This is a genomic window from Amycolatopsis sp. NPDC059657 (genome assembly GCF_042734395.1).
GTDB lineage: Bacteria > Actinomycetota > Actinomycetes > Mycobacteriales > Pseudonocardiaceae > Amycolatopsis.
Genome location: NZ_JBHWEB010000103.1, coordinates 1 through 20,926, shown reverse-complemented (window position 1 = coordinate 20,926; position 20,926 = coordinate 1). Strand labels below are relative to the sequence as shown.

13 protein-coding genes are annotated in these 20,926 nt (G+C 67.8%); 10 read left to right on the top strand and 3 right to left on the bottom strand.

What is annotated here, in order from left to right; genetic code table 11:
• Nucleotides 1-145: 145 nt before the first annotated feature.
• From araB to mmsB, 6 genes are read left to right on the top strand one after another with little or no spacing between them, the layout of a single operon-like run.
• Nucleotides 146-1,828, top strand: a complete 1,683-nt coding sequence (araB, locus tag ACFV15_RS37045) for a ribulokinase (RefSeq protein WP_378356660.1) — start codon at nucleotides 146-148, stop codon at nucleotides 1,826-1,828.
• Nucleotides 1,825-2,511 (top strand): L-ribulose-5-phosphate 4-epimerase, encoded by a 687-nt coding sequence (locus ACFV15_RS37040; protein WP_378356658.1) that lies wholly within the window; start codon nucleotides 1,825-1,827, stop codon nucleotides 2,509-2,511. Before araB ends, ACFV15_RS37040 begins: the two co-directional genes overlap by 4 nt.
• On the top strand, nucleotides 2,508-4,013 hold the full coding sequence (araA, locus tag ACFV15_RS37035) for an L-arabinose isomerase (protein WP_378356656.1): 1,506 nt from the start codon (nucleotides 2,508-2,510) through the stop codon (nucleotides 4,011-4,013). The genes ACFV15_RS37040 and araA overlap by 4 nt, the downstream gene beginning before the upstream one ends.
• A gap of 16 nt (nucleotides 4,014-4,029) precedes the next feature.
• Nucleotides 4,030-5,151: a multiple monosaccharide ABC transporter substrate-binding protein gene (gene chvE / locus ACFV15_RS37030; RefSeq protein ID WP_378356654.1), complete on the top strand. Its 1,122-nt coding sequence runs from the start codon at nucleotides 4,030-4,032 to the stop codon at nucleotides 5,149-5,151.
• 5 nt (nucleotides 5,152-5,156) lie between these two features.
• Nucleotides 5,157-6,680: a multiple monosaccharide ABC transporter ATP-binding protein gene (mmsA, locus tag ACFV15_RS37025; protein WP_378356652.1), complete on the top strand. Its 1,524-nt coding sequence runs from the start codon at nucleotides 5,157-5,159 to the stop codon at nucleotides 6,678-6,680.
• Nucleotides 6,681-6,684: 4 nt separating this feature from the next.
• The gene (mmsB, locus tag ACFV15_RS37020) at nucleotides 6,685-7,920 is read left to right on the top strand and encodes a multiple monosaccharide ABC transporter permease (protein ID WP_378356650.1); all 1,236 of its coding nucleotides are present in this window, start codon (nucleotides 6,685-6,687) and stop codon (nucleotides 7,918-7,920) included.
• A 319-nt stretch (nucleotides 7,921-8,239) separates the two neighbouring features.
• On the opposite strand, the gene ACFV15_RS37015 is transcribed toward mmsB, so the two are convergent.
• The 3 genes from ACFV15_RS37015 to ACFV15_RS37005 form a co-directional block, all read right to left on the bottom strand.
• Entirely contained in the window at nucleotides 8,240-11,098 is a 2,859-nt protein-coding gene (locus ACFV15_RS37015) for a family 43 glycosylhydrolase (protein WP_378356648.1), read from the bottom strand.
• An 80-nt stretch (nucleotides 11,099-11,178) separates the two neighbouring features.
• A complete protein-coding gene (locus ACFV15_RS37010; protein WP_378356646.1) occupies nucleotides 11,179-13,173 on the bottom strand; it encodes an alpha-L-fucosidase in 1,995 nt (664 codons plus the stop codon).
• Between the two features lie 32 nt (nucleotides 13,174-13,205).
• Nucleotides 13,206-15,575: an RICIN domain-containing protein gene (locus ACFV15_RS37005; protein ID WP_378356644.1), complete on the bottom strand. Its 2,370-nt coding sequence runs from the start codon at nucleotides 15,573-15,575 to the stop codon at nucleotides 13,206-13,208.
• A 467-nt stretch (nucleotides 15,576-16,042) separates the two neighbouring features.
• Here ACFV15_RS37005 and ACFV15_RS37000 point away from each other — a divergent pair, with 467 nt between their 5' ends.
• Genes ACFV15_RS37000 through ACFV15_RS36985 form a run of 4 tightly spaced genes read left to right on the top strand, consistent with a single transcriptional unit; the run spans nucleotide 16,043 to nucleotide 20,900 of the window.
• Entirely contained in the window at nucleotides 16,043-17,215 is a 1,173-nt protein-coding gene (locus ACFV15_RS37000; RefSeq protein ID WP_378356643.1) for a ThuA domain-containing protein, read from the top strand.
• Nucleotides 17,212-18,549, top strand: a complete 1,338-nt coding sequence (locus ACFV15_RS36995) for a PHB depolymerase family esterase (protein WP_378356641.1) — start codon at nucleotides 17,212-17,214, stop codon at nucleotides 18,547-18,549. Before ACFV15_RS37000 ends, ACFV15_RS36995 begins: the two co-directional genes overlap by 4 nt.
• On the top strand, nucleotides 18,536-19,882 hold the full coding sequence (locus tag ACFV15_RS36990) for an RICIN domain-containing protein (RefSeq protein ID WP_378356639.1): 1,347 nt from the start codon (nucleotides 18,536-18,538) through the stop codon (nucleotides 19,880-19,882). The genes ACFV15_RS36995 and ACFV15_RS36990 overlap by 14 nt, the downstream gene beginning before the upstream one ends.
• A gap of 1 nt (nucleotide 19,883) precedes the next feature.
• A complete protein-coding gene (locus ACFV15_RS36985; RefSeq protein ID WP_378356637.1) occupies nucleotides 19,884-20,900 on the top strand; it encodes a LacI family DNA-binding transcriptional regulator in 1,017 nt (338 codons plus the stop codon).
• Nucleotides 20,901-20,926: the final 26 nt, after the last annotated feature.

Here is a 20,926-nt window from a genome sequence, read left to right as displayed (position 1 = left end):
CTCCACCACCCGGGGCCCGTTGTTCTTCGTCTCCTTGTTTTCCAACCTCGGGGGCGCCGGGGGGGGGTGGTTTGGGTTCCGGCGGTTCCGCCCCCCCAACCCCCCCCACGACTCTGTTAACGCTAACATTTCTAGGAGGACTCAGGTGACCACAGGGGAGCCGCTCGTCGTCGGCGTCGACTTCGGGACGCTGTCCGGGCGGGCGGTCGTCGTGCGTGTCCGCGACGGCGTCGAGCTGGGGAGCGCCGTCTCGGAGTATCGCCACGGCGTCATCGACCGGGTGCTGCCGAAGACGCGGCAGGCGCTGCCGCCAGAGTGGGCGCTGCAGGTGCCTTCGGACTACGTCGACGTGCTCCGCACCGCTGTGCCGAACGCGCTCGACGTCGCGTGCGCCGATCCAGCCGACGTGATCGGCATCGGCACGGACTTCACCGCCTGCACCATGGTGCCGACCACCGCGGACGGCACGCCGTTGTGCGAGCTGGCCGAGTTCGCGGGCGAGCCGCACGCCTACGTGAAGCTGTGGCGTCACCACGCCGCCCAGCCGCAGGCGGACCGGATCAACGCACTCGCCGCCGCGCGCAAGGAGCCGTGGCTGCCGAGGTACGGCGGGCTGATCTCGTCCGAGTGGGAGTTCGCCAAGGCGCTGGAGGTCTTCGAAGAGGCGCCCGAGGTGTACGCCGCCATGCGGCACTGGGTCGAGCTGGCCGACTGGATCGTCTGGCAGCTCACCGGGACCTACGTCCGCAACGCCTGCACGGCCGGGTACAAGGGAATACTCCAGGACGGCCGCTACCCGAGCGCCGAGTTCCTCAAGGAGCTGGCACCCGGGTTCGAGTCCTTTGTGGACGACAAGCTCATGCACCCGCTGGGAGCGTTGGGCGCCAGGGCAGGCGGCCTCAGCGCGCAGGCGGCCGCGTGGACCGGGCTCCCCGAGGGCATCGCGGTCGCCGTCGGCAATGTCGACGCGCATGTCACCGCGCCCGCGGCGCAGGCCGTCGCGCCGGGGCAGATGGTCGCGATCATGGGCACCTCCACCTGTCACGTGATGAACGGTGCCGAACTGCGTGAGGTGCCGGGGATGTGCGGGGTCGTCGACGGCGGCATCGTGGCAGGGCTGTGGGGCTATGAGGCAGGCCAGAGCGGCGTGGGGGACATCTTCGGGTGGTTCGTCAAGCACGGTGTTCCCGCGTCTTATGTGGACGAAGCGGCGCAGGCGGGCGTGTCCGTGCACGAACTGCTCACCGGTCTCGCCGCGAAGCAGGAGATCGGTGAACACGGCCTCGTCGCGCTGGACTGGCACAGCGGGAACCGGTCGGTGCTCGTCGACCACGAGCTGTCCGGCGTGATCGTCGGCCAGACACTGGCCACCCGAGCCGAGGACATCTACCGGGCGCTGCTCGAGTCGACCGCGTTCGGCACCCAGAAGATCATCGAGACCTTCGGCGGTGCCGGGGTGCCGGTCACCGAGCTGATCGTGGCGGGCGGGCTGGTCAAGAACGAGCTGCTCATGCAGATCTACGCCGATGTCACGAACCTGCCGCTGTCGGTCGCCGGGTCCGGCCAGGGCCCCGCGCTCGGTTCGGCGATCCACGCGGCCGTCGCCGCGGGCGCCCACCCCGACGTCCCGGCCGCGGCCGCCGTGATGGGCTCGGTCCGCCGCGCGGTGTACCGGCCGATTCCGGAGAACGTCGCGGCCTACAACGAGCTCTACGCCGAGTACCTCAACCTGCACGACTACTTCGGCAGTGGTGGCAACGATGTCATGCACCGCCTCGCCGCCCGTCGCCGCGAGGTCGCGGCCGTCCGGAAAGGACAGAGCCGATGAGCCTGACCAGCGAGATCACCGAAACCTTCGAGGAACTACGGGAGACCGTCGCCGCGCTGCACAGCGAGCTCACCCGGTACGAACTGGTCATCTGGACGGCGGGCAACGTCTCGGCTCGCGTTCCCGACCGGGACCTGATGGTGATCAAGCCGTCCGGCGTGGCCTATGACGAGCTGCGCGCGGACACCATGGTCGTCACCGACCTCCACGGCAAGATCGTGCGGGGCGACTACGCGCCGTCGTCCGACACCGCCGCGCACGGCTACGTCTACCGGCACATGCCTGAGGTCGGCGGCGTCGTGCACACGCACTCGACCTACGCCACGGCGTGGGCGGCGCGCGGGGAGCCGATCCCGTGTGTGCTCACCATGATCGCCGACGAGTTCGGCGGTGAGATCCCGATCGGGCCGTTCGCGCTGATCGGGGACGACTCGATCGGCCGCGGCATCGTCGAGACCCTGAAGCCGAGCCGCTCGCCCGCGGTGCTGATGCGCAACCACGGACCGTTCACCGTGGGCCGGACCGCGCGGGACGCGGTCAAGGCCGCGGTGATGGTCGAGGACGTCGCGCGGACCGTCCACAAGGCATTCGAGCTCGGCACCCCGGAGCCACTGTCCGACAAGGACATCGACCGGCTGTACGCGCGCTACCAGAACGTCTACGGCCAGCAAGGAGCAAAGTGAACCCCCAGCGCAAGACCGAGGTCTGGTTCCTGACCGGAAGCCAGGGCCTCTACGGCGAGGAGACGCTCGCCCAGGTGGCGGGCCAGTCGCTGCAGATCCAGCGGATGCTGGCCGATTCCGGCCGGGTGTCCGCCGAACTCGTCGGCAAGCCGGTGCTCACCGACGCGGCGTCGATCCGCCGGGTGATGCTCGAGGCCAACGCCGACGAGGCCTGCGTCGGCGTGATCGCGTGGATGCATACGTTCTCACCGGCGAAGATGTGGATCACCGGGCTGGACGCGCTGCGGAAACCGTTGCTGCACCTGCACACCCAGCTCAACGAGGCACTGCCGTGGCAGTCCATCGACATGGACTTCATGAACCTGAACCAGGCCGCGCACGGCGACCGCGAGTTCGGGTACATCCAGACCCGGCTCGGCGTGCCGCGCAAGACCGTCGCCGGGCACGCGGCCGATCCGGTGGTGGCCACGCGCATCGACAACTGGGTCAGGGCCGCCGTCGGCCGCCAGGTGATCGGGTCGCTCAAGCTCGCCCGCTTCGGTGACAACATGCGCGACGTCGCCGTCACCGACGGGGACAAGGTCGAGGCCGAGCTGAAGTTCGGTGTCTCGGTGAACACCTACGGCGTGAACGACCTGGTCGCGGTGGTCGACGAGGTGAGCGAGGAGGAGGTCGACGCGCTCGTCACCGAGTACTGCGACACCTACTCGATCGCGTTCGAGCTGCTCAAGGGCGGCGAACGGCACGCATCGCTGCGGTACGCGGCCCGGCTGGAGCGGGGGATGCGCACGTTCCTCACCCGCGGCGGGTTCGGCGCGTTCACCACGAACTTCGAGGACCTCGGCGGGCTGCGCCAGCTACCCGGCCTCGCCGTGCAGCGGTTGATGGCCGACGGCTACGGCTTCGGCGGCGAGGGTGACTGGAAGACCTCGGCACTGCTCACCGCCGTCAAGGCGATGGGACGCGGCTCCGAGCGTGGAACGTCCTTTATGGAGGACTACACGTATCACTTCGGTCCTGGTGAGCCGAAGATCCTCGGTGCGCACATGCTGGAAGTCTGTCCCACCATCGCTTCCGCCAGGCCGTCGTGCGAGATCCACCCGCTCGGCATCGGCGGCCGTGAAGACCCGGTCCGCCTGGTCTTCGACGCGGCGCCCGGCGACGCGGTGGTCATCGGCATGGCCGACCTCGGCGACCGGTTCCGGCTCGTCGCGAACGAGGTCGAGGTCGTCGCCCCCGACGAGCCGCTGCCGAACCTGCCGGTGGCGCGCGCGGTGTGGAAGCCCGCGCCGTCGCTCTCGACCTCGGCCGAGGCCTGGATCACGGCGGGCGGGCCGCACCACACGGTGCTCACCCAGGCCGTCGGAGCCGACACGATCCGCGATTTCGCCACCATGGCCGAGGTCGAGCTGGTGCTGATCGACGCCGCGACCACCCCGGCGTCCATCGCTGACCGGCTGCGCTGGAACCAGGCGTACTACCGGCTCGCACAAGGATTCTGACAACAGGAGAAGAACAATGAAGTTCATGAAACTCACCGCGCTGGCGGTGGCGGCGGGGCTCACGCTCACCGCGTGTGGTTCGAGCACCAAGACGGCCGATCAGCAGGCGCCGGCAGGCAGCACCGCGGGCGGTCTCGTCGGCGTGACGATGCCGACCAAGTCGTCGGAGCGCTGGATCCACGACGGCGACAACATCAAGGCGGCGCTGGAGAAGCTCGGCTACCAGGTCGACCTCCAGTACGCGGAGGACGACATCCCCACCCAGGTCAACCAGATCGAGAACCAGATCACCAAGGGCGCGAAGCTGCTCGTGATCGCCTCGATCGACGGCACGGCCATCACCACGCAGCTGCAGGAGGCGGCGGACAAGAAGATCCCGGTCATCGCCTACGACCGGCTGATCCGCAACAGCCCGAACGTCGACTACTACGCGACCTTCGACAACTTCAAGGTCGGCGTTCAGCAGGCCACGTCGCTGCTCACCGGGCTCAAGCTGCTCAAGGAGGACGGCTCGCCCGGCGACGCGAAGGGACCGTTGAACATCGAGCTCTTCGCGGGCTCGCCGGACGACAACAACGCGACGTTCTTCTTCAACGGCGCGATGTCGGTGCTGAAGCCGTACCTCGACAACGGGACGCTGGTCGTCAAGAGCGGCCAGACCGCGTTCAACGTCGCGGCGATCCTGCGCTGGCAGCCTGCGACCGCGCAGCGGCGGATGGAAGACCTGCTGACCAAGACCTACAGCTCCGGCGCCAAGGTGCAGGGCGTGCTCTCGCCGTACGACGGGCTGTCCATCGGCATCCTGTCCGCGCTCAAGAGCAACGGCTACGGCACGGCAGGCCAGCCGTATCCGGTCGTCACCGGCCAGGACGCCGAGGTCGCGTCGGTGAAGTCCATCATCGCCGGTGAGCAGTACTCGACGATCTTCAAGGACACCCGCAAGCTCGCCGAGGTCACCGTCAAGATGGCCGACGCGGTGCTCAAGGGCGGCAAGGCCGAGGTCAACAACACCACCGACTACGACAACGGCAAGAAGGCCGTCCCGTCGTACCTGCTGCAGCCGGTGATCCTGAACAAGGGGAACTACCAGAAGGAGCTCATCGACTCGGGCTACTACACCGCAGCGCAGCTGAAGTAGGGACCATGACCGACGAAATCCTCCGGATGCGTGGCATCACCAAGTCGTTTCCCGGCGTCAAGGCGCTGCAGGACGTGAACCTTTCGGTGCGCCGAGGCGAGATCCACGCGATCTGCGGTGAGAACGGCGCAGGCAAGTCCACGCTGATGAAGGTGCTCTCCGGTGTCTACGCGCACGGCTCGTACGAGGGCGAAATCGTCTTCGACGGCGAGCCGTGCGCGTTCTCCGCCATCCGTGACAGCGAACGGCGCGGCATCGTGATCATCCATCAGGAGCTCGCGCTGTGCCAGCAGCTGTCCATCGCGGAGAACATCTTCCTCGGCAACGAGCAGGCACGTGGCGGCCTGATCGACTGGAACCGCACGAACCGCGACGCCGGCGAGCTGATGCGCCGGGTCGGCCTGCGGGAGAACCCGGTGACGCCGGTGCTCGACCTCGGCGTCGGCAAGCAGCAGCTGGTCGAGATCGCCAAGGCACTGTCCAAAAAGGTCAAACTGCTCATTCTCGACGAGCCGACCGCGGCGTTGAACGACGACGACTCCGCGCACCTGCTCGACCTGCTGCGCGGCCTGCGCGACGAAGGCGTCACCTCGGTGCTGATCTCGCACAAGCTCAACGAGATCGCCGCGATCGCCGACTCGCTCACCATCCTGCGTGACGGCCGGACCATCGAGACACTCGACGCCGCGGAGGTGACCGAGGACCGGATCATCGCCGGGATGGTCGGCCGCACACTGGAACACCGCTTCCCGCCGCACGAACCGCGGATCGGCGAAGAGGTGCTCCGGATCGAGGACTGGACCGTCCACAGTGGAACCCAGCATGGACGTGTGGTGGTCGACCGGGCGAACCTGACCCTGCGCCGGGGCGAGATCGTCGGCCTCGCCGGGCTGATGGGCGCGGGGCGCACCGAACTCGCGATGAGCGTGTTCGGGCGGTCGTACGGCACGGACATCTCCGGGCGATTGTTCAAGCATGGCAAGGAGATCCAGCTCCGGTCCGTCGGTGACGCCGTCGCGAACGGGATCGCTTACGCCACCGAGGACCGCAAGCGCTATGGGCTCAACCTCATCGAGGACATCAAGCGCAACATCTCCGCGGCGGCACTCGGCAAGCTGGCCCGGCGGGGCTGGGTGCACGACAACGAGGAGCATCGCGTCGCGGAGGAGTTCCGCAAGAGCATGAACATCAAGGCCCCGGACGTGCTCAGCGTGACCGGCACGCTGTCCGGCGGCAACCAGCAGAAAGTCGTGCTGTCCAAATGGATCCTGACCGATCCGGACGTGCTGATCCTCGACGAGCCGACCCGCGGTATCGACGTCGGCGCGAAGTACGAGATCTACACGATCATCAACCGCCTCGCCGACGAAGGAAAGGCCGTGCTGGTCATCTCCTCCGAGTTGCCCGAGTTGCTGGGCCTGTGCGACCGGATCTACGCGCTCTCGGGCGGGCGGATCACCGGTGAGGTCGAGCGGTCCGAGGCGACTCAGGAAGGCCTGATGCGCGCGATGACCAGGGAACAGGAGTAAGGCCATGAGTACCGCTGTCACCGGTGCGCCGGAAGAGGCCGTGCAGGCCCCGGCCGAAGCGCCGAAACGGATCTCGTTCAACCCGCGCCAGAGCGGGATCTACGTCGCGTTCGCGCTGATCGTCGTGCTGTTCACGGTCCTCACCGGCGGCTCGCTGCTGGAACCGCAGAACATCTCGAACCTCATCGTGCAGAACTCGTACGTGCTGATCCTCGCCATCGGCATGATCCTCATCATCATCGCCGGGCACATCGACCTGTCCGCCGGTTCGGTGGTGGCGCTGACCGGCGGGATCTCGGCCGTGCTGATGGTCGACCTGCACATGGCCTGGCCGCTCGCGCTCCTCATCACGCTGCTGGCGGGCGCGGTGATCGGTGCGTGGCAAGGCTATTGGGTGGCCTACTTCGGCCTGCCCGCCTTCATCGTGACGCTGGCGGGCATGCTGATCTTCCGGGCGCTGACCCTGTCGGTGCTGGGAAACCAGGGGATCGGCCCGTTCCCGGACTCGGTGCGCACACTGGCGAACGGCTTCACCGGCGGCTACCTCGGCAACATCGGCCTCGGCCCGCTCGGCGGCGCCGACCTGGTCAGCCTGCTGCTCGGCGTCGCGGTCATCGCAGGCGCGGCCGTCTCCCAGACCCGCAAGCGCGCGGCACGGCAGCGCTACCTCCAAGAGGTCGACCCGCTGCCGATGTTCGTGCTGAAGATCGCCGCGGTGGCCGCGGTGGTGCTGTTCGTGGTGGTGCAGCTGGCCAGGTACAAGAACCTGCCGTGGGTGCTGATCCTGTTGTCGGTGCTGGCGATCGGCTACTCGCTGGTCACGACGCGCGCGGTGTTCGGACGGCACATCTACGCCATCGGCGGCAACCTGCAGGCCGCGACGCTGTCCGGTGTGAAGGTCAAGGCGGTGACGTTCTGGATCTTCGTGAACATGGGCGTGCTGTCCGCGCTCGCAGGCATCATCGTCGCCGGGCGCCTCAACCAGGCCGGGCCGACGGCGGGCACCATGTTCGAGCTCGACGCCATCGCGGCGGCCTTCATCGGCGGCGCCGCCGTGCAGGGCGGGGTCGGCAAGGTGATCGGCGCGATCACCGGCGGCCTCATCATGGGCGTCATCAACAACGGCATGTCCCTGATCGGCGCCCCGACCGAGAGCGTCAACCTGGTCAAGGGCTTCGTACTGCTCGCCGCGGTCGCCTACGACGTGTGGACCAAGCGCCGCGCCCGCGTCGCCACCTGAACCTCGGAGGCGGGCCTTACGCCGCCGGCCCGCCTCCGAGCCCGTCTTGCGGAGCCCGGCCAGAGAGGTCGTGAGTGGTACGGCCGGTTCTAACCGGTCTAAACACTCACGACCTCTCTCTCGGCAGGCTCGCCCGCCCCGCGCGAGTGGCCCGGGCTTGGGTGAGGGAGGCCCTCATCCAGCTGCCCTGGGCACGCCACATTTCGCCTTCCCCTCGATAGCCGTCGCGATCACTCACGACCACATCGCGAAGTGAGGGGGCCCCCGAGTGCGTACTACGCACCCAAGGACCCCCTCACTTCATAGCCAACCGAGCCCTTCACCCTGTGATCGGCCGAGGGGCGATCCCTTCGAGCGTGGGGATGACCGGCGCGATCGTCCCGTCCGGGGTGAAGGTCAGCTTGTCCACCGTGGTCTCGCGGTGGGTGCCGTCGCCGCCGGGGATGGCGAACCGGTGATACGCGATGTACCACTCGTCCGTGCCGGGCACCCGCAGCATCGAGCTGTGGCCGGTGCCCTTGATACCGAGTGAGAGGTCCTTGCGCAGGATCACGCCGCGGTTGGTGAACGGGCCAGCCGGGCTGCTCGAGGTGGCGTACGCGACGCGGTAGTTCTCGCTGCCGGTGTCGTCGACCGACCAGCTCAGGTAGTACGTTCCGTTGCGCTTGACCATGAACAGGCCTTCGCGGAAGTCCGTGAGGCCCTGGATCCGCCGTACCTGTGCGGGGTCGAACGAGGTCATGTCCTTGTTCAGCGGGACCACGTAGGCGGCCCCGTTGCCCCAGTACAGGTAGGACTGGCCGTCGTCGTCGGTGAACACCGCGGGGTCGATCGCCTGGCCGCTACCGTCGGGGTTGCGGCTGATGAGCGGCTGACCGGAATCGACGAACGGACCGGTCGGGGAGTCGCTCACGGCGACCCCGATCTTGGCCTCGGCGCAGAAGTAGAAGTAGTACTTGCCGTCGCGGTAGGCGATTGTCGGCGCCCAGGCGTTCTTGTCGGCCCAGGAGACGCCGGGGCCGAGGTCGAGTGCGACGCCGTGGTCGGTCCAGTTCACCATGTCCTTGGACGACCACGTCGAGAAGGTCGTGCTGCCCCAGCCGGGAAAGCCGTCGGTGGTGGCGTAGAGGTAGTAGGTCCCGCCGAAGACCGCGATGTTCGGATCCGCGTTGAGGCCGGGCACCAGCGGTGTGCGCAGCTCGCGGGCGCTGACCGTCCACACGCGACTGTTGCCGCCTGGAGCCTTGACGCGATAGGTGATCGGCTTGCTCAGGTCGACGCGTGTTCCGCTGCGCGGTGTGGTGGTCGTGCCTGGCGCCACCTCGACCAAAGGCGCAAGGCGGCGGAGGTCGGTGTCCGGTTTGACCGGCAGCACCACCGTGCCCGCTTCCGGGTCGATGATCGCGGGGACCTTCAGCTCCGGCAGTGTCACCGACCGGATCGTCGTCGCGTTGGCCGGTAGCGCCGCGATCTGGCCCGCGGTCAGCGCCCGGTTGTACAGGCGGACGTCCTTCATTTTGCCGGTGAAGTAGTGGTCGGCGGTGTACTGGGAACGGCCGAGGTAGTTGGCCGTCGTGCGGCCGCCGCCGATGTCCGATGGCTTGAGTGTCGTGGTGTCGTTGCGTGCGACGGCGGCACCGTCGACGTAGAGGACCGCTTTGCCGCCGCCGATGGTGTAGGCGATGTTGTGCCAAGCGGCCCGGGAGAGCCCGCCGGGTGCCGCCGCGGTCTGCTCGTACCGCCAGTCGCCGCTGGAGATCGCGGCTCTGAGCCCGTTGTCGGCGGTGCCGCCGGTGCCGAACAGATAGCCGTTTCCGGCACCCGACGGCCCGGTGTTGCCGAAGCCGTAGAGGAAATAGGGCACGGACTGGGCGGGATCGATGTACACGTCCGCGGCCACGGTGGCGGCGTCCGCGCCCGCCAGCATGTTGTCGGGCAGGTCGACGTACCCATTCGTGCCGCCGAAGGAGAGCGCGCCACCGGACCAGGTCACGTCGCCGGAGAGCGTGCCGGTGTAACCGTGCCCGGTCTCGTCCTTGGCGGTCGTGCCCGAGCGCGTGTCGAGCCGCCAGTGGGCGACCAGGCCGTCCTTGTCGGCCTTCACCGGCTTCACGGGACCGCCGGAGAGCCGGTCGTGTTCGGCCTTCGTGATCGGCAGGACCGTGCCGTGCCTTGGCGAGGCGGGCAGCTGCGCGCCGGCCGACATCGTCCACTTGCCGCTCGCGAGGTCGGTGCTCTCGAACGGGACGTAGCCACGGCCGCCGAATTCGTCGATGAACAGGTACCACTTGTTCTCGGTGTTCGACTTGAACACCGTCGGTCCTTCGCCGTGGCTGATGCCCGGATTTCCCTTGCCGATGCATTCCGACACGAAGTCGTAGGACAGGTCCAGCAGGTCGGTGGCCTTCTGCTCGACGATGAACTTGCTGCAGGGGTTGGACGAGCCAGGATCGCGTTCGTCCTTGGTGAAGCGGTAGTACGTGCCCTTGTCCTGGATGACGGTCGAGTCGATGACCGAGTACCCCGGGTCCACCCACACCTTGGCCGCGCTGAAGGTGACGAAGTCCTTGGTGGTCGCGTACATCATCCGGTTGTAGCTGGAGCCGGTGTGGCCTGGATCGTTCTCCGCGTACAGCTTGGACGCCCAGAACACCACGAACTCACCGCGCTTGGCGTCCCAGTAGGCCTCCGGCGCCCAGGTGTTGCCCGCGGTCGCGGGTGACACCTGGGCGGCCCGCTGCTGGGACCAGTGGACCAGGTCGGACGACTCCCAGACCATGATCGACCGGCTGCCGTGCCGCTGGGCCTTGTCCCAGTCGCCGTTGCCGTAGATCTTCAGGTCGGTGGCGAGCAGGTAGAACTTGTCGCCCTTGGGGGAGCGGATGACGAACGGGTCGCGGACGCCCTTGTCGCCGAGCCCGGAGGTGAGCACCGGCTTGCCGTCGTTGCGCTCGTCGAACTTCAGCGGATCGTTGCCACGGCTGGTGGCGAGGTAGATCTGCTCACCGTTTTCCGTGCCTTCCCCGGTGAAGTAGAAGAAGGCGTAGCCCGCGTACGGCGCTTGCCCCTTCGACTCCGGTTCCGGCGCGGCGGAGGCGGGTGCGGCCACCAGCCCGGCGCTGAGCGCGAGTGCCACCGCGGCTGCGAGTCGTCTGAACCGGCCACGTGCAGAGGTCATCGTCGACCCTTCCCGGCAAGAATGTTATCGCTAACATTCAGTGAAAGTGTCTAGACAGTAGAGGCGACGCAAGCGGCCGGTCAAGAGCGTCGGCCGGCGCTGCCGGTGATGCTCCACTGGTTGTTGGGGCTGCTGTTGGGTGCCCACAGGTTCGCGGGTGCGCCCGCGGCGGAGTTGCCCATGCCGTCGAGCGCGGTGCCGGTGCCCCGGTTGATGATCTGGTACCGGCCGTTGCCGAGGTTGTTGAGCCGCCATTGCTGGTTGACGCCACCGTTCCACGGCGCCTGCAGGCAGGTGGCGCCGTTGGCACTGTTGCCCCAGCTGTCGGCGACCATCCCGTTGGTGCGGTTGACGATCCGGACATAGCCGCCGCCGGCGTCGACGAGCTGCCACTGCAGGTTCGTGCTGCCGTCCCAGTTCCACTGCTTGAGCTGCGAGCCGGACGCGACGGTGCCCCCGCTGTCGAGCACCAGTCCGGTGGCGGCGTTGGCGATCCTGGCCCAGCCGGTCGGCACCGGGCCGGAGCCGAGTGCGGGGATCTGGCCGGAGAACGTCAGCTTCACCACGTACGCCAGCGCGGTGAACGGCGGGGCGGACGAGGGCATCTGGATGTGCAGCCCGGAACCGTCCTGGATGCGGCCGGGCAGTGTGGTGGCGTTGCCCGCGTTCGGGCCGAGCAGCTGGACCGACGCGAGGTTGCCCAGGTTGATCCGGTTCGAGCCGAGTGTCGTGATGCGGCACGTGCTTCCTGGCCAGCCCAGCACGGTCGCGTACAAGACGGTGTTGTCCTTGCTGCGGGTGAAACGGATGTCGGTGCTGGTCCCTTCCACCGGCGTGGTGAACGAGCCGCCGCCCATCTTGGTCGGGCCTTCGCCGTACGCCGCCCAGGCGCGGGTGCCGTAGAGGGATTCGCCGAACCGCTTGAGGTGATCGCCCATGCCGAGCAGGATCGTGCGTTGCCCGCCGGGGATGGTGCCGTCGGCCATCGGGGCGATGTTCAGCAGCATGTTGCCGTTCTTGCTGACCCGGTCGATCAGCGAGTGCAGCACGGCCTTGAGCGAGTAGTAGCCGATGCCCGCGGTGTAGCACCAGCTGGAGCTGGAAATGCTGTCGTCGGTGAGCCACAACGGGTTCAGCAGGTCCGCCGGGCCGCCGCGCTCGAAATCGTAGACCTCGCCGCGGGTGTTGAACCCGTCCTTGTAGGTGGCGACGACGTCTTTGTTCCAGGCGACCGCCTTGTTGTAGTAGTAGGCGAGGAAGTTCAGCCGGTACGACTCGTCGAGCGCGGACAGGCCGCCGTCCTGCCAGATGAGGTCGGGCTGGTAGCCGTCGATGACCTCCTTGAGCTTGGCGAGCCACAGTTGCTGCTCCGCGGCCCAGTCCAGCTGGCCGTACAGCTTGCGGAGGCTGGCGTCCGGCTGCCGCGGCACGAACTGGTAGTAGCCGCCGAAGTTGTACTCGTGGTGCAGCGAGACCATGAACTTCAGGCCCTGTGCCCGGATCGCGTCGGCGTGCAGCCGCACCAGGTCCAGCCGAGGGCCGGTGCGCACCGAGTTCCACTCGTTGACGCTGCTGTTCCACATCGAGTACCCGTCGTGGTGCTCGGCGACCGGGCCCGCGAACTTCGCGCCGGCGTCGGCGAACAGCCGCGCCCACTCGTCGGGATCGAAGTTGCCGCCCGCGGACTTCAGTTTCGGCGCGAACTGGACCCAGTTGCCCGCCTTGTCGCGGGCGCCGTTGATGAAGTTGTGGTACGGCCACGCCGAGGGATCGCCGTACACCGCCTTGTGGTGATTGTTCTCGTTCGACCCGCCGATGTGCATGTTGCGCGGGTACCACTCGTTCGCGTACGCGGGAACGCTGAACACGCCCCAGTGGTAGTAGATGCCGAACTTCGCGTCCTGGAACCATTCCGGCGCGGGCGGGTGCTGGTCGACCGACGCCCAGCTCGGGGTGTAGCTGCTCGGGCCCTCGGTGGCCCAGGCGGCGCGGCCACGGAACACGTTGACGGCCGCGGCGGCCCCGGCCAGTGCCAGCAGTGTGCGCCGCGACAGTTCGAACGAGGACGAAGACATGGCGGGAACCTCTCCGGAGAAGGGTCTTTCGGTCAGCTTCGGGTCCACTTCTGGTTGCTCGCGCCGGTGCACGTGGCGAGCTGGATCAGGGTGCCGTTCCCGGTCCCGCCGCCGGTGACGTCCACGCACAGTCCTGATTGGACACCGGTGATGGTCCCGTTGGCGTTGAACGTCCACTTCTGGTTGGGCTGGCCGTTGCAGTTCCAGATGACGACCTTGGTGCCCGCGCCGCCTTGGCCGTAAGCGTCCATGCACCGCGTGCTGTCGCCGCTGTAGACGGTCAGCTCACCGGCCGCGGTGCTGGCCCATGCCTGGTTGGAGCCGTTGTTGCAGTCCCAGATCTGCAGCTGGGTGCCTGGGGTGGTGGTGGCCCCGTTGACGTCGAGACACTTGCCGGCACCAACCGCGCGCACCTGGCCCCCGACCGGCCCGCTGGTTCCGGTGCCCGCGCCTGCGATGACCTGTTGTGCGGCGGCGGGCCAGTTGGTGCCGCTCACCTGGACGTTTCCGGTGAGGACGTTGTTGTGCGGCGGGCCGGTGGCCACGTTGGTCGCGCCGCCGTTGAACCAGTTGCCGCTGAACGTGCTGTCGTTGGTGTTGTTGGTGCCGCTGGCGTTGGTGAAGGCCCAGACCCCGCTGTCCTGGATCACGTTGGCGGTCAGCTTGACGTAGCGGGAGCCTTCGTCGAGGTACAGGCCGACCGTGCGATTGTTGTCGAAGATGTGGTTGTGGTCGATGGAGCTGCCGGGATTGGCGGAGAGGTTGTAGATGCTTCCGCCGTCGTGCATGAGCTTTTTGGTGCCGTGCACCCGGTTGTAGCTGACGACCGTGTCCCGCAGTGTCGTCGGCGTGGTGTAGACCGGCTGGTAGTTGTACAGGCCGCGGTTGCGGTAGTCCTGGCTGCCGCCCTGGTCGTTGGCGCCCCAGCCCCAGCCGACGTCGATGCCGTCGTAGGTCAGATTGGACACGTCGTTGTGCGTGATGACGGCGTGCGTGACGTAGGTCGTCAGAATGCCCGCCATTTCCCGGTAGTCCAAGGCGACTCTGGTCACCGTGTTGCGGGAGAGGGTGATGTCCCTGTTGGTCATCGCGGGATTGGACGGGTGGTGCGCGTCGGGGCGCACGCCGCCGACCACGATGCCCCCGCCCGAGTTCTCGGTGAACGTGTTGTGGTCCACCGTGATCGACGACGTGCCGAGTCCGATGCCCGTGGCGTGGGCGTTCGCGTCGTTGCCGATGCCCAGCGCCACCTGGCCGAGATGGGCGAAGGTGTTGTCGCTGAAGGTGATCGCGGTGGCGGCCGAGACCTGGACGGCGGCGGGAGCCTGTGCCCAGCCGTTGCGGGCGCCCTCGAACTGCGGGCAGCCCGACTGACACGAGCTCAGGAAGTCGGACGGCATGGGGTACGCGGACGAGATGAACGTGCCGGTCTGCTGGTTGGCGTACCCGACCGAAGTCCCCGGGGTGAGCCAGGTGGTGTGCTCGAAGTGCAGTCCCTTGAACGCGATGTTGCGCGCGGGGTTGTCATAGCTGCCGCTGACCCGCAGCAGCGAGGTCAGGCGTGGCAGTTCGACGTCATGGCTGCCTGGCACCCAGCCGGAAGGCGCCTTGTAGTAGAGCCGTCCCGCCTGCGGATCCAGGTACCACTGGCCGGTGTTCTTGAGGAAGGAGTAGGAATTCTCGAGGAACAGCTGGCCGCCGCCGAACGGCTTGGCGAGCGTGTCGTAACCCCAGTTGTTGTTGTTCCACGCGGGTTGCTGCATGGTGATCGTGGTGCCGCTGATGCGGTCGACGGGGGAGTACCGGTCGGTGAACGAGTTCTGGCTCTGCACCTCGATCCGGTTCTGCCCCGGCAGCGTGGCGAGGTAGTTCAGCGCCGGGTTGGTGATGGTCATACCGCTGGTGGTGATCCGCACGTCGCCCCGGGAGATCGGGATCGAAGCACGCGGTGCGAGCGCGCCGTCGACGAAGAGCTGACGGGAGTCGGCACCCTGGGGCACCGGCGCGACCCAGATGTTCTGGCCGGAGTCCTGCACCGTCCAGCCGGTGACCTGGGTGCCACCGGAGAGGATCGGCGTCTGGCCTGCCGCGGCCTGCCAGGTGACGGTATGGCCGTTCTGTCCCGAGTCCGCGCTGGTGAACGTCAGCGGTGCGGACAGCCGGTACGTGCCACCGGCGAGCTGGACGACCACGTCGTTGGCCGCGGACTGGGCACGGGCCAGTTGCTGGGCCTTGGCCGGGGTGGCGACCGGCTGGTCAGGGGTGCCGGGGTTGGTGTCGTTCCCGTTCGGGGCGACGGTGATCGTGACGGTCGCGGCGCTGGCCGGAGGCGCGGCGAACGCGGTCCCCGCGAAGGCGGCCGCGGCGAGCACGGCGAGCACGGATCTGGTGTACGGCGGCATGTTCGTACCTCTCCGGATTGCTGCGCCGCCGAGCAGGGGCACCGACGCCGTGATCACTGGATGGGTGTTCGACTGTCCAGAGTGGACTGAGCCCCTCATCGGCAACCCCACTCCGTTGTGCAGGATGTGTCTGACTCATGTGGTGCGGACCGCGCCCGGATTTCGACAGATTCGACAGGCGATTGTTGTTGTCGGGCTTACGTTCGTCGCGGTGATCCATGAGAGCAGTGGCCTGCCGGGGCGTCAAGCGATGTGCGGGCTTATCGCCGGTATTCGACGCCTTCGCTCGCCGGGGGATGTAAGTTTCACACCGCACTGTCAGGTATTGACCAAGTAGCCCGGAAGCGAGGTAGGGTGCTAGACGATGAGTGCTAGATCGTACTTATCGCGTGAGTTTCGGTACCTGAACGAATTCACGACGCGCACTCCCGCGCTCCCCGCACTCCTGAAGAGGAGTACCCGTGACAATGTCGTCTCGTACTCTGCGCGCGGCTGTTCTTTTCGCCGCAACGTTACTGGCGATCTCGGTACCCGCGACGGCTTCGGCTTCGCCTGCGGCGCCCGCCTTTCGTGTGCTGGTGTTCTCCAAGACCACCGCCTTCCGGCACGACTCCATTCCGGCCGGGATCGCCGCGATCCGGCAATTGGGCCAGCAGAACGACTTCGCGGTGGACGCCACCGAGGACGACGCCAAGTTCACCGACGCCAACCTGGCCCAATACGCCGCCGTGGTCTTCCTGTCCTCGACCGGTGACCCGGTCGGCACGCAAGCGGGGAAGGACGCCTTCCGGCGGTACATCCAGCACGGCGGCGGGTTCGCCGGTGTCCACGCCGCCTCCGACAGCGGGTACGACTGGGCCTGGTACGGCCAGCTGGTCGGCGCCTACTTCAAGCAGCATCCCGCGCAGCAGAACGCGGTGGTCAAGGTCGAGGACCGGAACCACCCGTCCACTCAGGGATTGCCCGCCCAGTTCACCCGATACGACGAGTGGTACGACTTCCGCGCCAACCCCCGGTCGGCCGTCCATGTCCTGACCACGCTCGACGAGTCCAGCTACTCGGGCGGCACGATGGGCGCGGATCATCCGACGACCTGGTGCCACGACTTCGATGGCGGCCGCTCCTGGTACACCGGCATGGGCCACACCGTCGAAAGCTTCAGCGAGCCGAACTTCCTGCGCCTGTTGCTGGGCGGGATCCGGACCGCGGCAGGCGCGATACCCGCGGACTGCTCGGTCACCACGCCACCGCCTCCGTCAGGGAAACAGCTAGTGGGCGCGCAATCGGGCCGCTGTGTGGAGGTGCCGGACGCGGTGAACGGGACTCAGGCGCGGCTGGGTGACTGCGCCGCCGGTCAGGCGAAACAGTTGTGGACTTACACCGCGGGCAAGCAGCTGATGGTGTACGGGAACAAATGCCTGGACGCGTCGGGCCGGGGAACGAGCAACGGCACCCAGGTGATCATCTGGGACTGCAACGGGCAGGTTAATCAGCAGTGGTCTGTTAACGCTAACAATTCGATTACCGGTGTGCAGTCGAACTTGTGCGCCGACGCGTCCGGGCAGGGAACGGCCGCCGGTACGAAGATCATTCTCTGGTCCTGCGGCGGGCAGGCCAACCAGCAATGGAGTCTGCGATGAGCCGGATGATCCGAGCGCTGCTGGCGGTGCTGGTGCTGCTGCCGATCCTGGCCACTCCGGCCGCCGCGGCGACGTTGACCAGGGTCGGCGACTTCGGCACCAACCCGACCCACCTCAACATGTACGTGTACGCACCCGACACGGTGGCGCCCAAGCCGGCGCTGCTCGTACTGGTGCACTTCTGCGGCGGTTCGGCCGGAGCGGTGTTCAACGGCAACGGGCACGACTACGCGACGGCGGCCGATCGGTACGGCTACGTCATCGTCGTGCCCGAGGCGACCCGTGACGGGCACTGCTTCGACGTGTCCACGAGAGCGGGCCTCACCCGCAACGGAGGCAGCGACTCGACCGGCATCATGTCGATGGTGGCCTGGGCCCGGCAGCGGTACAACGTGGACCCTGGCCGCATCGTGGTCAGCGGCTTCTCGTCGGGGGCCATGATGACGAACGTCCTCGCCGCCGAGTACCCGGATGTGTTCGCCGCGGGCGCCGCGTTTTCCGGCGTGCCTGCCGGATGTTTCGCGACCAGCGACGGCTCGATGTGGAACGGCCAGTGCTCCGGCGGGAACATCGTCAAATCCCCGCAGCAGTGGGGCGATCTGGCTCGCTCGATGTACCCCGGCTACTCCGGTGTCTATCCGAGGATGCAGCTGTGGCACGGGAACCAGGACACCGTGCTCGCCTATCCCAACTACGGCGAGGAAATCAAGCAGTGGACCAATCTTCGCGGCCTCAACCAGACGCCGTCGTTCACCGATCACCCGCAGTCGTCCTGGACGCGGAACCGTTACGGCGCCACCGGTACCCAGGCGACGGTTGAAGGCATCAGTATTTCGGGCACCGGCCACACCTTGCCGCAGGCCGGGATGCTCGCCTACGCCATCTCCTTCCTCGGCCTCGACACCGGCGGCGGCACCACCGGCGGTCCGGTGCGTCAGGTGGCGGTTGGCCGGTGCCTGGACGTCCCGAACCAGTCCCAGTCCAACGGCACGCAGGTGGTGCTGTGGGATTGCGGTGGCGGGGCGAACCAGCGGTGGACCACCACCGCGGCCAAGCAGTTACAGGTATACGGGAGCAAATGCCTCGCCGCCGACGCGACCTCGCCGGGAGCGAGGGCGGTCATCGGTGACTGCGGCGGCGGAACCGCCCAGCAGTGGAGTACCCACTCCGACGGCACCATCACGAATGTCCAATCCGGACTCTGCCTGGACGCGTCCGGCGCCGGAACGGCCAATGGCACCAAGGTGATCCTGTGGACCTGCAACCACGGCGCCAATCAGCAGTGGACAACGCTGTTCCAGCAGCAGAGGGAGTCAGGTAATGGTGAGGTGTAGATCTCTGGTGGTTTCCATCGTGATCGGGGTGTTGCTCGCCCTGGCTCCGAACGCCACCGCGCAGGCCGCGACGACCTTGGCCGGGTCCGCGGGGTGTGGGAAAGCCCCCGGCCTGGCCAGCGGTGCGCACACCATTCAGAGCGGCGGGCAGAACCGTAGCTACATCGTGCGGGTTCCGGCAGGCTACGACAACAATCACCCGTACCGGCTGATCTTCGGTTTCCACTGGCGGGGTGGCAGCGCCAACGACGTCGACTCCGGCGGGACCGACGGCTACAACTGGTCCTACTACGGGCTCAGGCGGCTGGCCGACAACGCGAACAACGGCACGATCTTCGTCGCTCCGCAAGGAAACGGCGGCGGCTGGGGTAACCCCGGCGGCCAGGATGTGACCTTTGTGGACGACCTGCTGAGGCAGCTCGAAGCGGCACTGTGCGTCGACACGGCGCAGGTCTTCGCAGGCGGGTTCAGCTACGGCGGCGCCATGAGCTACGCGCTCGCGTGCGCCAGGCCCACGGTCTTCCGCGCGGTCGCCGTCTATTCCGGAGCGAACCTCAGCGGCTGCGCCGGCGGCACCCAGCCGGTCGCGTACATCGGCCTTCACGGTATCCGGGACAACGTGCTGCCCATCGCCCAGGGACGGGGACTGCGCGACACCTTCGTCAGGAACAACGGTTGCGCGCCGACGAATCCTCCGGAGCCCGCGAATGGCAGCCTGACCCACATCGTCACCGCCTACTCCGGCTGCCGGGCCGGGTATCCGGTGGTGTGGGCCGCGTTCGACGGCGCCGGGCACGACCCGGGCCCGAGGGACGGGTGCACCTGCGACGGCTGGCAGACCTGGACGTCGGGCGAGGTGTGGAAGTTCATCACGCAGTTCGGCTCCACCACCCCGACGCCGGGCACCCCGATCGAGACCGGGGTGAACTACACGCTGGCGGCGCAGCACAGCGGCAAGCTCATGGACATCAGCGGCGCCTCGACGGCGGCCGGTGCGCTCCTGCAGCAGTGGGCGGCCACCGGTGGCCTCAACCAGCAGTTCACCTTCGTCGATTCGGGTGGCGGCTACTACCGGATCAAAGCGAGACACAGCGGACTGGTGCTGCAGGTGGCGAGTTCGAACAGTGGGGCGGACATCAGCCAGCAGCCGGATTCCAACGCCACCGGTCAGCAATGGCGGGTGGTCGACCAGGGCGGCTCGGTGAGCCTGGTGAACCGGCTCAGCGGACTGGCGATGGATGTCTGGGGCGTCTCGACCGCCGACGGCGGGCGGATCTCCCAATGGACGAGCACCGGCAGCGCCAACCAGCGGTTCCAGCCGCAGCGCTCCTGAGATGTCCTCCGCCGAATCGTTCGAACTCCAGCCGACGCTCGCCGACGTCGCGCGGGCGGCCGGGGTGTCGACCGCGACCGCTTCCCGCGTGCTCAACGGGTTCCCGAAGGTGAGCCCGGAAAAGCGCAGTCAGGTCGAGTCGGCCATCCGGGCGCTGGGTTACGCCAGGCAACGGGCGGCGCGGGCGGGCGGGGGCCGCACCGGTTCGATCGCGCTGGTGGTGTGCGAGGAAGTGCCGCGCCTGTTCACCGATCCCTACTTCCCGCGCATCGCGAGCGGGGTCGGCAGGGAATTGGCCGCGGCAGGCCTGCAGCTCGTGCTGCTCACCGCGGGCGCGGCGGAGAACTACCAGGCACCGCTGCTGCGGCACCTCGACGGCGGGCATGTCGACGGCGCGCTGGTCGTCGGCATGCACGCCCGCCGCCCGCTCGACTTCGGCTGGCTCGGCATCCCGGTGGTGTTCGGCGGACGCCCGGTCCACGAAGGGCAATACTCCTATGTGGACGTGGACAACCGCGGCGGCGCGCGGCTGGCCACCCAGCGGCTGATCGACGCCGGCAGGCGCACGGTCGCGACCATCGCCGGGCCCCAGGACATGACCGCGGGCGTTGACCGGCTGCACGGCTACCGGCAGGCGATGATGCGAGCGGGCCGTCACGACCAGGGCCTCGTGCTGTTCGGCGACTTCGGCCAGGCGTCCGGCGAACACGCTGCGGCCCAGCTGCTGGAGCGCCGCCCCGACGTCGACGCCATCTTCGCCGCATCCGACCTGATGGCGGTCGGCGCCTTGTGCGCGCTCCGCCGCGCGGGCCGGAAGGTGCCAGGCGACGTCGCCGTCATCGGCTTCGACGACCTGCCGATCGGCCGCCGCACGGATCCGGCGCTCACCACCGTCCGGCAGCCGGTCGAGGAGATGGGTGTCCGGATGACGGCCGACCTGCTGGCGATGATCGACGGCGCGGTCTCACCGCGCTGCACGGTCCTCGAGACCCGCCTCATCCCACGCGACTCAGCCTGAGCCGGGGTCGTGAGTGGTATGGCCGG

Excerpts from the sequence above, each read along its gene's own strand:
- ACFV15_RS37040 (WP_378356658.1), top strand. The coding sequence starts at position 1,825 with ATGAGCCTGACCAGCGAGATCACCGAAACCTTCGAGGAACTACGGGAG.
- chvE (WP_378356654.1), top strand. The coding sequence starts at position 4,030 with ATGAAGTTCATGAAACTCACCGCGCTGGCGGTGGCGGCGGGGCTCACG.
- mmsA (WP_378356652.1), top strand. The coding sequence starts at position 5,157 with ATGACCGACGAAATCCTCCGGATGCGTGGCATCACCAAGTCGTTTCCC.
- mmsB (WP_378356650.1), top strand. The coding sequence starts at position 6,685 with ATGAGTACCGCTGTCACCGGTGCGCCGGAAGAGGCCGTGCAGGCCCCG.
- ACFV15_RS37015 (WP_378356648.1), bottom strand. The coding sequence starts at position 11,098 with ATGACCTCTGCACGTGGCCGGTTCAGACGACTCGCAGCCGCGGTGGCA.
- ACFV15_RS37010 (WP_378356646.1), bottom strand. The coding sequence starts at position 13,173 with ATGTCTTCGTCCTCGTTCGAACTGTCGCGGCGCACACTGCTGGCACTG.
- ACFV15_RS37005 (WP_378356644.1), bottom strand. The coding sequence starts at position 15,575 with ATGCCGCCGTACACCAGATCCGTGCTCGCCGTGCTCGCCGCGGCCGCC.
- ACFV15_RS37000 (WP_378356643.1), top strand. The coding sequence starts at position 16,043 with ATGTCGTCTCGTACTCTGCGCGCGGCTGTTCTTTTCGCCGCAACGTTA.
- ACFV15_RS36995 (WP_378356641.1), top strand. The coding sequence starts at position 17,212 with ATGAGCCGGATGATCCGAGCGCTGCTGGCGGTGCTGGTGCTGCTGCCG.
- ACFV15_RS36990 (WP_378356639.1), top strand. The coding sequence starts at position 18,536 with ATGGTGAGGTGTAGATCTCTGGTGGTTTCCATCGTGATCGGGGTGTTG.
- ACFV15_RS36985 (WP_378356637.1), top strand. The coding sequence starts at position 19,884 with ATGTCCTCCGCCGAATCGTTCGAACTCCAGCCGACGCTCGCCGACGTC.